Genomic DNA, 14,788 nt, shown 5'->3' on the forward strand with positions numbered 1-14,788 from the left:
TTTAAGATATCCTTTTCATGAAGAGGTGGAAAACATGGAAAAAGTACTAGTTTTCGGGCATAAAAACCCAGATACAGATGCAATTTGTTCTGCAATTGCATATGCAGAATTGAAAAAAGAATTAGGAATGAATGCTGAGCCTGTACGTTTAGGCGAAATCAGCGGTGAAACTCAATTTGCGTTAGACTATTTTAAAGTAGAAGGACCGCGTTTTGTTGAGACAGTTGCAAGCGAAGTGGACAACGTTATTTTAGTTGATCATAACGAGCGTCAACAAAGTGCTAACGATATCGAATCTGTTCGTGTGTTAGAAGTTATTGACCATCACCGTATTGCTAACTTTGAAACAAGCGATCCTATTTACTACCGTTGTGAGCCAGTTGGTTGTACAGCTACAATCTTAAACAAAATGTACAAAGAAAACGGCGTTGCAATTCGTAAAGAAGTTGCAGGTTTAATGTTATCTGCAATCATTTCAGATTCTTTACTATTCAAATCTCCAACTTGCACAGAGCAAGACGTAGCAGCAGCTCGTGAATTAGCAGAAATCGCTGGTGTAGATGCTGATAGCTACGGTTTAGAAATGTTAAAAGCTGGTGCTGACTTAAGCGGAAAAACAATGGAGCAATTAATCTCTCTTGACGCTAAAGAATTCCAAATGGGTAATGCGAAAGTTGAAATCGCACAAGTAAACGCTGTTGATACAAACGACGTTCTTGTACACCAAGCGGAACTTGAAAAAGTTATCTCTGCAGTAGTAGAAGAAAAAGGTTTAGACCTATTCTTATTCGTTGTAACTGATATCTTAACTAACGATTCTGTCGGTCTTGCGATCGGTAAAGCAGCAAGCGTTGTTGAGAAAGCATACAACGTATCTCTAGAAAACAACACAGCTACTTTAAAAGGTGTTGTATCTCGTAAAAAACAAATCGTACCAGTATTAACAGAAGCATTCCAAGCTTAATAGTATTGAGCACGGTTTAACAAAAAAGGACAAGTAGTCAGATTGGCTACTTGTCCTTTTTATCTCTAAAAAACAGAAAATTAAAAACAGGAGGATTGTGTATGTTTAATGATTTAGAAAGTAAACTACAGTCACTTTTAGAGCGAAATATAACTTCTGTTTCAGAATTAGAGCGTTGGCTTTTAGAGGAATTGCGTATAACCGCTGAAATAGAAGAGGAGATCACTAGTAGTTTAATTGCTACGTATAGAGATACAAATGACAGAAATAACCGTAATTTACATATGTATAATCAAAATACAATTCAACCACTTTTAAAAAGATACAATGCAAAATTTGACCAGAAATTTAGAGAGTGTCCATTTTCAAATTTATTAGATGAACAGGAATATGGATTTATGAAAAAAGCAAGAGTAGTAAAAAGTAAAATGTTTAATGAAAAGAACATTGCTCTTTCTATTAAAGAGCAAGAACTTATTACGAAATATAGAGAAATAATGTCTAACATATCTATTAATTGGAAAGGTGAGCAAAAGACGTATGCATACGTAAAAGCAAAGCTAGATAATCCTAATAGAGCTATTCGTGAAAAAGCTTGGTACGCTTTATGTGAAGCAAGAAGTGCAGTAAAAATAGAAATAGATTGTATTATGAATGAACTCTTACAATTGCGGAATGAGATCGCTTTACATGCAGGATTTAATAATTATAGTGAATATGCTTTTAAACAAAAAAATAGAGATTATAGTACGGAAGAGTGTTATATGCTTCATGAATCTATAGAAAAGTATGTTGTACCAATTTGGAAACAGTTAGGAAGTCTTTCTAAAAAGAATCTCGGTGTAAAAACGTATCACCCTTGGGATCTTACGCCATGTAATTTACCAAAAGCTCCATTTCAAAATGCCATTGATTTATTGGACGGGGTGGAAGAAATGTTTCGGAAGACTGATTTATATTTTTATGAGAAATTTATTCATATAAGGAAAGCGGGATTCCTTGACGTAGAAGAACGTGAAACTAAAGCACCAGGAGCTGCTTGTTTTACCTTGCCTCATAGTAAAGAGGTTTTTGTGTATTCTAATTTTAGTCCATCATTTTATGCAATTAATGCACTCATACATGAAGTAGGGCATGCCTTTCATTTTTATAAACAATTTAACAATGATAGCAGTATGCAGGAAAGATATCTTCGTGAAGAAGTGGCTGAGCTTTATTCCCTTAGTCTTGAGTTGCTAGTAATGGATAAGCTGGATATCTTTTATAAGCAAGAGGATGAATATAAAGAAGTACAGTGCGTACAATTATATCGTGCCTTGTCTTTATTAATGTCGTCAATTGCAGGAGATGTATTTCAGCACTGGCTCTATACAAATCCAAACCATACACCAGAAGAACGTGATAAGAAATACGCTGAAATATGCAAAAGGTATCAATATTCATCAGTCGAAATTACAGGATTAGAGAATGAAATCGGTGCAAGCTGGTTAGAGTCATTTCACTATATTCAGTTTCCTTTTTATCAAATTGAATACGCCATTGCACAAATAGGAGCAATGCAATTGTTTCAAATTTATCGGAAAGATCCAGAAAAAGCGATTGCTTTCTTTAAAGAGGGAGCGAGTACAGATTGGAATTTAACTATACAAGAAATATATGAAAAAACAGGTGTCACGTTTGATTTTTCGGAAGAAAGGATTGAAAGTACTGCAAGTGTTATTTTGGATCTGATTAGCGAATTAAAATAAGGATAGCATTAGCTATCCTTATAACTGTTTATTCGTAGATTTTTTCTTGTTTATATAAAATGTAATAATAGCCGCAATGATGAAAATAGGTATGGCATACGCTTGCCCAACAAACAATTTCCAGCCAATATGATTATAACCTTCAGATGCTGGAGCAATCATAGCGATTATGCAAACAATAATATAGAGTACTAGTGCAGGGATTATATTTTTCATTTATTCACCTCCTTTTCATAAAATCATCACATGTATATTTATATAATACATTATAGTTTTAGAAAAGATATATATTTTTCTAACATTTATGTAAATAAAAGGGTTTATTTTAAGTGGAATAGAATAGGTGTATGTAGAATGATATAGGGGTGTTACATATAATGAACAATATATTAAATCGAATAAAGAAAGATGTAAATATAGAATTATTGAATACGCTATGGCCTGGTTTCAATAGGACTGCATTTGCATTATATAATGATGAACATGTGTATGTATTTCATCATCCAATATTTTTGAAAGATGATGGTGAGTATGCCGTTTTAAAGCGGGATGAACAATTTAAGGCTGATACATTTATCTTATTAAAAGATTATCCGACTGCCATCGTGAATATGAATAGGTATAGAGATTATGAAAGTTTACTTGCAGTTGTGGTGCATGAACTTTTTCATTGCTATCAATATTTGAATAAAGAAAGTAGATTTCCAAATGAATCTTTAGGATTTCAATATCCTATAACAGAAGAAAATATAGAGTTGCGAAATAAAGAGCGAATTTGTTTATATAATGCTGTGCATTGTAAGTCACAAGCTGAGAAAAATAATTATATTAAGCAATTTATCGAATTAAGAGAACAAAGAACTCATTTTATAAAAGAAGAGTTTATAACTTATGAGTGTATGGTTGAAAGTATAGAGGGGCCTGCTTGGTATGTTGAAATGAACGCCCGCATTGAAGTATGTATAAATGATGAAAGTGAAACATTACGAAAATATAGCGGACTTATTTTAGATACATATGATGCTAATTATAACATTAGGAAGAGCTGCTATAGCTCAGGAATGCTTTTATGTTTATTATTAGATGAAATCCATCCTGAATGGAAAACGAACTTCTTTAATAGTGATAAATCGTTATATGCTTTTTTAAAACAAAATATGAATGTTGTTTTAAGTTTAAATAATGAATTTGCAATAAGCAGAGAAACGAAGCAAATCCTTCATTTTGTTCAAAACGAAAGAGACAAGGAATTTAAACAATTTTATAAGGAAAAAGGATATCATTTGTATATTGTAGGGAATATACAATTAAATTCGTTTAATCCAATGAATGTAAAATTAAACAAAAATAAAGCGTTACATAAAACCTTTTTAAGTGTACGTATACATAATAAAACGTATATGATAAATCAACCTGTTTTAGCATCTTTTGAAGAAGATTTTAAAAATATGACACAAGTTCATATTATAATAAAGGAAAAGCCGATAGAAACAAATAATGGTTGGAACGTGGTGGGTATTGGTGATATAGAAGCTGAGTATGAAGAAGAAGGGAATTCTATATTTTTATATTTAAAAAGTTAGAAGTGGGGTAAGAAATAAAGATGAAAAGGTTATGCATAATTCCATGCGGAAAAAAGAAAATTTGGGATAAGTATCCGGATTACGGACCGATGGAGGCAAAAGATGTATATATTAGCCCGTTCGGAAAAGCATGTCAGGCGTATGCAACTATGTTTTTTGAGAATTGGGTTATATTATCAGCGAAGCATGGATTTTTAAGACCAAATGATATTGTACTAGAAAACTATGATCTTGCCTTTGATTCAAAGAGCGATGAAATTATTAGTATGGAACAATTAAAACAACAATTGATTGAAAAAGACTTACTTCAGTATGATGAAATTGTTTTACTTGCAGGCCAGAAGCATAAGAAAGTAGTGACACAATTGTATCCAGTAGACATCATTACGTACCCATTAGCTGGGTGTAAAGGAATTGGATATATGTTGCAGAGGTTGAAGCGGGCAGTGGAGGCGCAGAAGGAAGTATAGGGATAAATTAGTAATATAGATTCAAATTATACCAAATGAATACATTTAAAATAGACTAGTAAACAAGCCTTTTTCGTTTTTAAACATAGAATATGATGAACGCTATAGAGGGGAGAGTCATATTCATGTGTAATAATTGTGGTTGTAGACGTAGAGATTGTAATAGATTTTGGGATGATTTAATGTTTGGACGATGCAGACGCAGAGATTGTGATGATTGTGGTTGTAGACGTAAACGTGACTGTGATTGTGATGATTGCCGTCGTAATCGTAAACGTGACGACGATGATGATAAATGTCGTAAGTGGTAATATTTTTAAAAGAGTACTTTGAAGTAAAGTACTCTTTTTTTGTATGAACCTTTTAAATTCCAGCTTGAACAGATTTTTTTACAATTTCCCACGTGTCTTGTTTTTTAATCTGTATAGCTACATTAGTTCCGGTAGACTCCGTATAAAAGATATATCCATTGTTCTCATCCACATATGTTAATGGTTCACCTATGCAATCTCGCGCACAAGATGTATTAATTAGCTCGATTAGTGATAGTTCGCTCGGATCGGTTTTACTTGTATCTATAATAGTGTCAAGGTCTGTTTTACGATAACCTTGTAAGTTCACATGGAAATTCTGTTCAATTTCTCCTGTAATACTAGTATTCATTACTTCAACTGAATTTTTCTTTTCTTGAAGAAAGCCGTTTTCATAAAGTGATTTTGTATATCCAAGCCATCCAATTAAAACTAGCATAATAAACATACTAGATATTTTAAGTGTTCGAAGCCGTTTACTAACAATCGTTTCTGAGTATTTCATTCAGTTTAATCCTCCAATGTTTTTAATTAAAAGTATGCCTAGATACATACTTTTAGAAGAAGGATAGAACTTAACGAGTTCTAGATTCAAAAAAAGAAAGCATCTAACTTCGGATGCTTTCTTTTTTGCATATTTTTCACTATCTGTTTGTTACTTGTTTCATAAGTGGTCTTATTTCTTTAACGGGTGGTTTTTTATCATAGGCATCAACGTAAGAGAAATAGTAATTTAAGTTTCTGAGAAGTCCTTTTCCTATTTTAGCGCTTAAGAATGGAAATACTTGTCCAGTATAATCGTCGAGAGATTTACAGTAGTATTTTTCATCTAAATATATACTGTATTTACATGTTAGTTCTACTAACGAGTTACCTTCAGCATCAATTACTTCCTTAGAATCAATAATGTCTATTAATGCGAATTTTTCATTTAGATAAACTTTCTTTTTTTTCTCGTGTTTATTTGTAAGTATAAATACGAGACCAATTGCGTTAATCAAAAGATTTCCTCCTATAAAAAACGGATATAAATAAAATATATCGATATACGTTAAATGTAAAGAGGAGAGGTGAAATTTCATTGAAGGAAAGTTTAATAAGCCGATTTGTTTTTTCAAATCGGCTTATTGTTATTGAAATACTTGCGGGAATTGCTTTACGATTGCGCTTGTTATCATGTCGGCCATTTCTAATGCTTCTTTTTCAATTTTATCGTATAGTTTTACGCTTGCTTCAAAATCTTTATTTAGGAAGGCAAGTGCTTCCGCTTTTGTTAAGGCTAAATGTTCATAAAACATTTTTCGAAATGCTTCTTTTTCTATATACGGATTGATGCTAGTGAGAAACGCCACAATTTCATCACCGTTAGCGTACCATTTCTTCTCTATAGCGGCAGCTGCATTTTGGTCACCAGCTTTTGCGGCTTTAACAAGATCCGCTGCAATGACTAAGTGATCTTTAATTAATGCACTATATTTTTTTACAGCATCTTCACCATAGAATGGTTCAAGTGATAGTCCCATATGTGTTGCGTTTTGAAGAAGTCGCCCAACTGTAACGTTAACGTCTGGTAAATTAAAGACAATACTTATAATAGCTAATCTCGTCCAAGCAACGTGTTGTTCCCATAAAGAACGCATATAACCTTTTAAAAAGTTTTCGTTTTTACTAATTCGGTAATTACGGACAGATGTATCAAAGTGCACATAAGGGTTATGATAGGGGGCGTAATACGATTGCCAATAAGTATACATAAACGGTAACACTCCTTTGAACATGTATAACTCAAAGTATGATGGGAATTTATTTTTAGTTACGTGTCCTAGATTAATTTCAAAAATTGATATGGAAAAAGATGAAGAATTTCATTGTGGTATATATAAATAAAATGAATATAAAGTAAAAGAGGCTCTGCAAGGGAAGTTGCAGAGCCTCAAAAGGGTATTGCCGAGATGTCGGACTCGACTACGTAATATTATCATAAAATTCTTTTTAAAAAAACTGGTAAATGTGTCCAAATCAAAGTGGGTCTTTAATAAAGTCAAAGGAATCCGCTTCCCGCAGCAGATCCCTTTAACTAGATAATGTAGATGAGCAAAAACTCATCTAGAGTACTATTATTGTAACAAGTGAAAATCATTTTGTGTATTGAGAAAAAAAGAATTGAATAATTAAATGTTAAGAATTTACATTTTATCTTTTGTGATTATCACCATTTGTGGCGAGTGGAGTTTGGTAATAAAATAGAGAAAAAACTTGCAAGCATTTATAAGTGTACTGAAATATATAATATTAAAAAAAAGACCTGCTAATATAGGGAGGTCAACTTAAGGGATTTATAAAAGCAGAATATTTCATATGATAACAGCTGTATTGTAGTAAGTCTAAAAGGTTTATATTGAGAAAATATTTGTGAATGATATATTTCGCACACGTATTAACGTTTAAAAAGTTGAGAAAGAAAATGAAAAAGCTTTTTATAAGAAAATAATGGCTGGTATTTATAATACGATTCATATTTCCACGCATCATGATTCGAGAATTGGAGTTGGTTCGGTACAGTTTTCTGCTTGATGAAACTAATATTCTGCTGTTTCATATAGTAACCTCCTGAATTCATATGTATAAGATTAGTAGTATTCAAGAAAGAGTAATAAAATGTATATTTATTTTGTAATTCATTTTATATGTGCTTTATTTATGTTTTAAAATTTATAAACACAAATCGCCATTAAAACACCGTTGCTAACCAACCTTTAAAACGTAGAGAAGCGTAAAATAATGAAAAGCAAGCTGTTAGTCATGTATTCATCACTTTCAAGACGCTTAAGTGATGATATAATAGGAATAGATGAAAGATATAGAAAAGCAGGTGACTCTTTTTTGTTTACAAAAGCACAAGAACTTTTAGCGTCTTATTTCGGTTATTCGTCATTCCGAAGAGGACAAGATGAAACAATTAAAAATGTATTAGATGGGAAAGATACAGTTTGTATTATGCCTACGGGCGGTGGTAAGTCAATTTGTTATCAAATTCCCGCATTAGTATTCGAAGGAACGACATTAGTTATTTCACCTTTGATTTCACTTATGAAAGACCAAGTAGATACATTAGTACAAAACGGTATTTCAGCTACTTATATTAATAGTTCTATTTCTATTACAGAAGCAAATCAACGAATTCAATTAGCGAAACAAGGCCATTATAAGTTACTTTATGTGGCGCCTGAGCGTCTTGATTCAATGGAGTTTGTTGACCAACTTATTGATATGAAAATCCCGATGATTGCAATTGATGAGGCGCACTGTATTTCGCAGTGGGGACATGATTTCCGTCCAAGTTATTTACATATACATCGCATATTAGATTATCTTCCAAAAAAGCCGCTCGTATTAGCATTAACTGCTACGGCAACACCACAAGTTCGTGAAGATATTTGCAACACGCTTGGAATTAGTCAAGAAAATACGATTATGACAACGTTTGAGCGCGAGAACTTATCATTTTCTGTTATTAAAGGACAAGATCGTCATGCATATTTAGCGGATTATATTCGTCAAAATCAAAAAGAATCTGGGATTATATATGCAGCTACTAGAAAAGTAGTTGATCAATTGTATGAGGATTTAATGAAGGCGGGCGTTTCGGTATCAAAATACCATGCTGGTATGAGTGATACCGATCGAAATGAGCAGCAAGAACTCTTTTTACGTGATGAAGTGAGTGTAATGGTAGCGACATCTGCATTTGGGATGGGGATTGATAAATCGAATATTCGTTACGTAATCCATTATCAACTGCCAAAAAATATGGAAAGTTATTACCAAGAAGCAGGACGTGCAGGACGTGACGGATTAGATAGTGCATGTATATTGTTATATTCTTCTCAGGATGTGCAAGTACAGCGCTTTTTAATTGATCAATCGACTGGAGAATCTCGTTTTTCAAATGAACTTGAAAAGCTGCAAAATATGACTGACTACTGTCATACAGAACAATGTTTACAATCATTTATTTTGCAATACTTTGGAGAAGAGCCGAAGGAAGATTGTGGACGCTGCGGTAATTGTACGGACGACCGCGAAAGTATCGATGTGACGAGAGAATCACAAATGGTTCTATCTTGCATGATTAGAACGAACCAACGATTTGGTAAACAAATGATTGCACAAGTTTTAACTGGATCTAAAAATAAGAAAGTTATTGAATTTAATTTTCATACGTTACCAACATACGGATTACTATCAAATCGTAGCGTAAAAGAAGTTAGTGAATTTATTGAGTTTCTAATTTCGGATGAGTTAATTGCAGTTGAACATGGTACGTATCCGACATTAAAAGTAACGGAAAAAGGGAAAGAAGTGTTACTTGGTAAAGTGAATGTTTTACGTAAAGAACGAGTAGAGACGAGACAAATTGTTCAAGATCATCCTTTATTTGAAGTACTTCGTGAAGTACGTAAAGAAATTGCGCAAGGAGAAGGTGTACCTCCATTCGTTATTTTCTCTGACCAAACATTGAAAGATATGTGCGCGAAAATGCCGCAAAGTGAATCTGAACTTTTAACTGTAAAAGGGATTGGCGAACATAAACTTGTGAAGTATGGTTCGCACTTCTTACAAGCAGTTCAGCACTTTATTGAGGAAAACCCAAATTATGCTGAAACAGTTAAGACAGAAGTCGTGACAGAGCGGAAAAAGTCAGGGAAAGCTTCAGCAAATTCTCATTTGGAAACGTATGAAATGTATAAACAAGGCATAGATCTAGATGAAATTGCGAAAGAACGTGGCTTATCAAGACAAACGATTGAAAATCATTTAATTCGCTCTTTTGAAGATGGAATGGAAGTAGACTGGAACAGTTTTGTTCCTGCAGAATATGAATCACTGATTGAAACTGCCGTGCAAAATGCAGAGGGTGGTTTGAAATCGATTAAGGAACAACTTCCAAATGAAGTGAGTTACTTTATGATTCGTGCTTATTTACAAATTAGAAAGTAGAGACATATAAAGGGGATAGGGATATATGTATCGCGTCTTTGTGTATGGTACGTTAAGAAAAGAGCAAACGAATGCTCATTTTATGCAAGGTGTAATATGCATCGCAGACGAAGCATGGACGTATGGAAAATTATTTGATACAAACGAAGGGTATCCGGCGATGATTTGTTCAAATAAAGACAAAGTATATGGAGAAGTTTACGAAGTAAATGATGATACTCTGCAAAAATTAGATGAACTGGAAGAATACACAGGTAATGCAGAGAGTGACCTATATGACCGAATCACCGAAACGATTTATTTAAGTGATAGAGAAATACGTGCATTTGTGTATGTCGCTCAAGATAAAGAAATGCTAAAGAAAGTTATCATTTCTGGTGATTGGGTGAAGTATCAACAAGGACAATAAAGCCGTAGAAGCAGATAGTGGGAACATCCATTATCTGCTTTTAAATTGATACTTTAAAAATTCTGATTATTTTGATAAAATGCAAATAAAGGGAAATCAAAAGGAGGATTTTTCATGGGTATCAGAAATTTAGTTTCTCACCTGTAGCAGAAAAATAATATACAGGAGGAGAATATTAATGAACGAATTAAATGTAAAAGAATTTTATAAAAAACAATTTGAACTACTAAGCTATGATGTAAATAATGAAAGTTGGTTACAGGAAGTTGCTAAAGAAGTACAAGAACAAGTTGGATATACATTTCAATCGATGTTAGAACTAGGAGCCGGAAATGGTGGATTTGCAAGAGCGATGTCTAATTTGAATGTAAAGATGACTACAGTGGAGCTAGTACGAGAGTTAGTTATGTTTGCGAAAGAACATTCTACTAATGATATTGTTATTCACTGTGCTGACTTTTATAAAATTAATTTTGAAGAAAAGTTTGATGTCGTTACTTATTTGGACGGATTTGGTGTAGGAACGGATGCAGAACAATTATTTTTATTAAAACGCATCCATAGTTGGTTGAAAGATGATGGGTGTGCACTTATTGATATTTATCAACCTTTATATTGGGAAAAAGCAAATGGACAAGAAATGCCGATTTATTCTGCAATGCGAAAATATGAATATGATAGTGAAAATGCTAGAATGCTGGACCATTGGTGGGAAACGGATTCTTCAAATGATATTGTGACACAATCTTTACGTTGCTATACTATAGATGAGATTAATAATTTATGTGCAGAGGCTCGCTTCAGTATAGTTGGGATTTTCCCAGGAGGGGCGTATGACTTTGAAGAGAGTAGATATAAAGAGCAAGCGTCATTAAATGAATGTTTATCATATCGTATAAAAGTAAAAAAGAGTAAGGATTAATTCCTTACTCTTTTTTACTTTTATAGTGTGAATAATTGACTGTCTTTCGTATTTAATTGTCGTTCTTTTTTTATCCTTATGGATCTTAGTACAATCCCGATGCCAAGAAATAAAACAGTGGCAACAACTCCGCTAATAGGGTTTAACCAAAAATCACTGCTGTTGGTAAGTGTAATAATACCTGTTATTGTAACTAAAACGGTAGGAACGGCATCTTCAAGTGCATGCATGAACACACATGGCCACACTGATTTTGTAAGTCTATATATTTCGACATACATAATAGACCAACAAACCATAAGTATACAGCCTGATAAAAGCATATTTAATCTTGAAATGGATTCGAAATATTCATTTGGTAAAAAAACTATATAATAAGCAGCATGCCAAAGAGCCCAAATAAAACCAGAAACTAAATAAATTAGCCAATCGTTTAACTTTAATTCAATAAGCTTTGGGGTTAAATAACCGCGCCAAGAGAACTCTTCGAAAATATTTTTAATAAAATTACCTATAGTAGACATGAGTATGAGTGAACATAATGAGGACATCTCAAAGTTAGATATGTTAACGACTCCGAAAGATAGAGCTAAGCTTATAGTTATTAGTGTAACGAATGGATAAATAAGTATTGCTACGAAATACCATTTAAAGTTTCCTTTTAAATTTGGTTTGATACCAAAATCATGCCAATCTCGGCTAAGAACTCTAAGTAATATGCTGACGAAGAAAGGAAGTATAAGCCATAAGCCCATGCCTAAAGAATTTCCTTCAGGCTGATCTGTTAGAAGAGAATCAAGAAATACACCAATCCAGCCACTTGCTAGCACAATTAACACAAAAATAATTAAATGTAACTTTATATGTTTTTTATTGGTTGTAGTCATTTCGAATAAACTCCTTTTTTATTTTTGGTATTTACCTATTGACACTTCTCATTATTTTACAAGTGAAAGGAGGAAATCGATAGAAAGGGAGATGAGAGTTTAGTAAGTTAGTTTATAAATCGATATTATTAATAGAAAGTAATAGCATTTATATGCATTATTTTATTATATGTAAAGTGTTGTAATTTAGATGTTTTATATTTTTATAATGTAAAAATAACGATAAGATTTCAAAATTAGAAAGATGAAAAGTGAGTTTTTTCGGAAAATTTAAATTGAAACTATTGACTTTATAAATGGATTTTTAATACAATTGTATTTCGACTGAAAAAATTAGAACGGACAGGAGGGAATCATCAAATGAACAACATTTTTGAAGAAGAGTTACAAAAAATGAAAGATACGTTAAGTACGATGGATGATCAATTAGAAAAACTTGAAAAAATTCCAGTTTATTATGGGGAAGATTTTAAAGAACAAATTCTAGAAAGTATGAGAGAATCTAATAGACAAAACTTACGTATTGGAGTGCAAGAGCCATACTTTGGAAGATTAGATTTTCAGGAGGATGGCAAGGAAGATGTTATGCCGATCTACATCGGTAAAGTAGGTGTTTCACATAAAGATACGATGAAACCAATTGTAATTGATTGGCGGGCACCTGTCGCAAGTATGTTTTATTCGTTTACCGGTGGTGACGAATTAGCGTTTTATCAATCGCCAGACGGATTAGTAGAAGGTGATGTGTATTTAAAGCGAAACATTTCTATCCGAAAAAGAGAACTAGAACGTGTTGTTGATACATATGTAAAAGGAAATGAAGATGTATCGCATGCCGATGATTTTCTTCTATATCGATTAGGTGAGAATAAAGATAATAAACTAAAGGATATTGTTTCGACAATACAATCGGAGCAAAATGATATTATTCGTGCGGAAAGAAACTTACCACTACTTATTCAAGGGGTTGCAGGGAGCGGAAAAACAACAATCGCTTTACATCGCCTTGCTTTTTTAATTTATGAATATCGTGAACAATTAGAAGCAGAGAGAATGATTGTATTCGCTCCGAATAGTCTGTTTTTAGACTATATTTCGAGTGTGCTTCCGGAGTTAGGTGTAGGGAATATTAGTCAAACAACATTTGCAGATTGGGCATTACGTACGTTAGATGATTCGGTGAAACTAAAGCAAACAGAAGAAAAGTTGATAGAGGCATTTTCTATTAATCGTGATGAAGACAAGGTTATGCTCGGTAAATTGAAAGGCACGCTGGAATTTAAGTCCTTTATTGAAGAGAGAATGGTTCAATTTGAAAAAGAATTAATACCAACAAGTGATTTTGAGGCATGGGACAAAGCTATTATTCCAGTAGAAGACATAAAAAAATGGATGCAAGTTGAATATAAACACTATCCATTAAAGAAAAGAAGAGAAAGATTAGTCGGCAGAATGAAGCGCTGGATTGAAATTGAACTGAAAAAGTATGGAGAAACAAACGAGAAGAAATTACTAAAAAAAGAAGCAACAAAGAGATTGAACACATATATGAAGTTTTGGCCGAAAATGAGTGCACTTTCACTATATAGTTCAATATTGAAAGGTAAAGAAATACTCGAAGTATTGCCTGAAGAACTTGTAAAAGAAACTGAAAAGAATTGTCGTAAAAAAGAATTGTATGTAGAAGATTTACCAGCTTTAATTTACATACATCACCGAATAACAGGTATTGAAATCGGACAGAAATTCCATCACGTCGTTATTGATGAAGCACAAGATTTCTCACCATTCCAAGTGTATGTATTAAAAGAAATTACACTAGGTAATTCTTTCACTATATTAGGTGATTTATCTCAAGCAATTTATGATTATCAAGGGATTGAAGATTGGAGTGCTTTTAAGGAAGTATTTCAAGAAACAGGTTATTATGAATTAACGAGAAGTTATCGTTCTACAAAAGAAATTATAGAATTTGCGAACGAAATAATTAAAAATGCAGAGATTCCAGTTGGACTCGCAACACCAGTTTTTCGTAGTGGTGAAGAGGTTAAAGTAATCCATGTAGAGGATCAATTTAATGAGATTATGAAGACGTTAAAACATCTACAAAATGAAGATGTGAAAACAATTGCGGTAATAGGAAGAACAGACGATGAATGCCGCGATATATATGAGAAATTAACAAATGAAGGATTAGCTGTAAACGTCATTGAAGCAGATCAAAGTAAATATGAAGGCGGTATTTCAGTAGTACCTGTATACTTGGCGAAAGGGCTAGAATTTGATGCCGTTCTATTAATGGACGTTGATGAAGAACATTATAAAAATACAAAACACGATGCGAAGTTATTGTATGTCGGATGTACAAGATCGCTTCATGATTTATGGATTTTGCATAGCGGAGAAGCATCGCCTTTAATTAAAGGATTAAAATAAATATGAAAAACAAGAGGATTTTCTAGTAACAAAAAGAAGAACCTCTTGTTTTTCTAT

General features: G+C 32.9%; 15 protein-coding genes. 9 read left to right on the forward strand and 6 right to left on the reverse strand.

The features are described from left to right. Positions 1-34: 34 nt before the first annotated feature. Positions 35-964 carry a manganese-dependent inorganic pyrophosphatase gene (gene ppaC, locus ACXVYO_RS12380; RefSeq protein ID WP_242252625.1) on the forward strand — a complete coding sequence of 310 codons (930 nt, stop codon included), beginning with the start codon at positions 35-37 and terminating at the stop codon, positions 962-964. 101 nt (positions 965-1,065) lie between these two features. Continuing rightward, positions 1,066-2,712 carry a M3 family oligoendopeptidase gene (locus ACXVYO_RS12385; RefSeq protein ID WP_458467245.1) on the forward strand — a complete coding sequence of 549 codons (1,647 nt, stop codon included), beginning with the start codon at positions 1,066-1,068 and terminating at the stop codon, positions 2,710-2,712. Positions 2,713-2,730: 18 nt separating this feature from the next. On the opposite strand, the gene ACXVYO_RS12390 is transcribed toward ACXVYO_RS12385, so the two are convergent. Further along, entirely contained in the window at positions 2,731-2,928 is a 198-nt protein-coding gene (locus tag ACXVYO_RS12390; RefSeq protein WP_046954126.1) for a DUF4017 family protein, read from the reverse strand. 161 nt (positions 2,929-3,089) lie between these two features. Between ACXVYO_RS12390 and ACXVYO_RS12395 the strand changes: the two genes are divergently transcribed. The 3 genes from ACXVYO_RS12395 to ACXVYO_RS12405 all read left to right on the forward strand — a co-directional run bounded on the left by ACXVYO_RS12395 (position 3,090) and on the right by ACXVYO_RS12405 (position 5,076). After that, positions 3,090-4,295, forward strand: a complete 1,206-nt coding sequence (locus tag ACXVYO_RS12395; protein WP_458467246.1) for a peptide ABC transporter permease — start codon at positions 3,090-3,092, stop codon at positions 4,293-4,295. A gap of 20 nt (positions 4,296-4,315) precedes the next feature. Then, positions 4,316-4,765 (forward strand): DUF6884 domain-containing protein, encoded by a 450-nt coding sequence (locus ACXVYO_RS12400; RefSeq protein WP_458467247.1) that lies wholly within the window; start codon positions 4,316-4,318, stop codon positions 4,763-4,765. A gap of 125 nt (positions 4,766-4,890) precedes the next feature. Next, complete coding sequence (locus ACXVYO_RS12405; protein WP_002085081.1) at positions 4,891-5,076, forward strand: hypothetical protein; 186 nt, start codon at positions 4,891-4,893, stop codon at positions 5,074-5,076. A 52-nt stretch (positions 5,077-5,128) separates the two neighbouring features. Here the strand turns inward: ACXVYO_RS12405 and ACXVYO_RS12410 are convergent, their stop codons facing one another. From ACXVYO_RS12410 to ACXVYO_RS12425, 4 genes are all read right to left on the reverse strand, one after another. Further along, positions 5,129-5,581 carry a hypothetical protein gene (locus ACXVYO_RS12410; RefSeq protein WP_458467248.1) on the reverse strand — a complete coding sequence of 151 codons (453 nt, stop codon included), beginning with the start codon at positions 5,579-5,581 and terminating at the stop codon, positions 5,129-5,131. Between the two features lie 139 nt (positions 5,582-5,720). Continuing rightward, entirely contained in the window at positions 5,721-6,077 is a 357-nt protein-coding gene (locus ACXVYO_RS12415) for a cytoplasmic protein (protein ID WP_458467249.1), read from the reverse strand. Positions 6,078-6,206: 129 nt separating this feature from the next. Beyond that, positions 6,207-6,830 (reverse strand): acetylglutamate kinase, encoded by a 624-nt coding sequence (locus tag ACXVYO_RS12420; protein ID WP_458467250.1) that lies wholly within the window; start codon positions 6,828-6,830, stop codon positions 6,207-6,209. Between the two features lie 683 nt (positions 6,831-7,513). Then, positions 7,514-7,675, reverse strand: a complete 162-nt coding sequence (locus ACXVYO_RS12425) for a hypothetical protein (RefSeq protein WP_458467251.1) — start codon at positions 7,673-7,675, stop codon at positions 7,514-7,516. 284 nt (positions 7,676-7,959) lie between these two features. Here ACXVYO_RS12425 and recQ point away from each other — a divergent pair, with 284 nt between their 5' ends. The 3 genes from recQ (at position 7,960) to ACXVYO_RS12440 (ending at position 11,408) form a co-directional block, all read left to right on the forward strand. Then, on the forward strand, positions 7,960-10,077 hold the full coding sequence (gene recQ, locus ACXVYO_RS12430; protein WP_458467784.1) for a DNA helicase RecQ: 2,118 nt from the start codon (positions 7,960-7,962) through the stop codon (positions 10,075-10,077). A 25-nt stretch (positions 10,078-10,102) separates the two neighbouring features. Continuing rightward, positions 10,103-10,486, forward strand: a complete 384-nt coding sequence (locus ACXVYO_RS12435) for a gamma-glutamylcyclotransferase family protein (RefSeq protein WP_458467252.1) — start codon at positions 10,103-10,105, stop codon at positions 10,484-10,486. A gap of 178 nt (positions 10,487-10,664) precedes the next feature. Further along, the gene (locus tag ACXVYO_RS12440; protein WP_458467253.1) at positions 10,665-11,408 is read left to right on the forward strand and encodes a class I SAM-dependent methyltransferase; all 744 of its coding nucleotides are present in this window, start codon (positions 10,665-10,667) and stop codon (positions 11,406-11,408) included. 20 nt (positions 11,409-11,428) lie between these two features. Here ACXVYO_RS12440 and ACXVYO_RS12445 read toward each other — a convergent pair whose 3' ends face one another. Then, on the reverse strand, positions 11,429-12,295 hold the full coding sequence (locus ACXVYO_RS12445) for a CPBP family glutamic-type intramembrane protease (protein WP_458467254.1): 867 nt from the start codon (positions 12,293-12,295) through the stop codon (positions 11,429-11,431). A gap of 360 nt (positions 12,296-12,655) precedes the next feature. Here ACXVYO_RS12445 and ACXVYO_RS12450 point away from each other — a divergent pair, with 360 nt between their 5' ends. Further along, entirely contained in the window at positions 12,656-14,731 is a 2,076-nt protein-coding gene (locus ACXVYO_RS12450; RefSeq protein ID WP_458467255.1) for a HelD family protein, read from the forward strand. The last annotated feature ends 57 nt before the right edge of the window (positions 14,732-14,788 follow it).

It is taken from the genome of Bacillus sp. BC08, from assembly GCF_054326875.1.

Bases quoted from the DNA above. Each gene is read 5' to 3' on its own strand.
- ppaC (WP_242252625.1), top strand. From the start codon at position 35: ATGGAAAAAGTACTAGTTTTCGGGCATAAAAACCCAGATACAGATGCA.
- ACXVYO_RS12385 (WP_458467245.1), top strand. From the start codon at position 1,066: ATGTTTAATGATTTAGAAAGTAAACTACAGTCACTTTTAGAGCGAAAT.
- ACXVYO_RS12390 (WP_046954126.1), bottom strand. From the start codon at position 2,928: ATGAAAAATATAATCCCTGCACTAGTACTCTATATTATTGTTTGCATA.
- ACXVYO_RS12395 (WP_458467246.1), top strand. From the start codon at position 3,090: ATGAACAATATATTAAATCGAATAAAGAAAGATGTAAATATAGAATTA.
- ACXVYO_RS12400 (WP_458467247.1), top strand. From the start codon at position 4,316: ATGAAAAGGTTATGCATAATTCCATGCGGAAAAAAGAAAATTTGGGAT.
- ACXVYO_RS12405 (WP_002085081.1), top strand. From the start codon at position 4,891: ATGTGTAATAATTGTGGTTGTAGACGTAGAGATTGTAATAGATTTTGG.
- ACXVYO_RS12410 (WP_458467248.1), bottom strand. From the start codon at position 5,581: ATGAAATACTCAGAAACGATTGTTAGTAAACGGCTTCGAACACTTAAA.
- ACXVYO_RS12420 (WP_458467250.1), bottom strand. From the start codon at position 6,830: ATGTATACTTATTGGCAATCGTATTACGCCCCCTATCATAACCCTTAT.
- ACXVYO_RS12425 (WP_458467251.1), bottom strand. From the start codon at position 7,675: ATGAAACAGCAGAATATTAGTTTCATCAAGCAGAAAACTGTACCGAAC.
- ACXVYO_RS12435 (WP_458467252.1), top strand. From the start codon at position 10,103: ATGTATCGCGTCTTTGTGTATGGTACGTTAAGAAAAGAGCAAACGAAT.
- ACXVYO_RS12440 (WP_458467253.1), top strand. From the start codon at position 10,665: ATGAACGAATTAAATGTAAAAGAATTTTATAAAAAACAATTTGAACTA.
- ACXVYO_RS12445 (WP_458467254.1), bottom strand. From the start codon at position 12,295: ATGACTACAACCAATAAAAAACATATAAAGTTACATTTAATTATTTTT.
- ACXVYO_RS12450 (WP_458467255.1), top strand. From the start codon at position 12,656: ATGAACAACATTTTTGAAGAAGAGTTACAAAAAATGAAAGATACGTTA.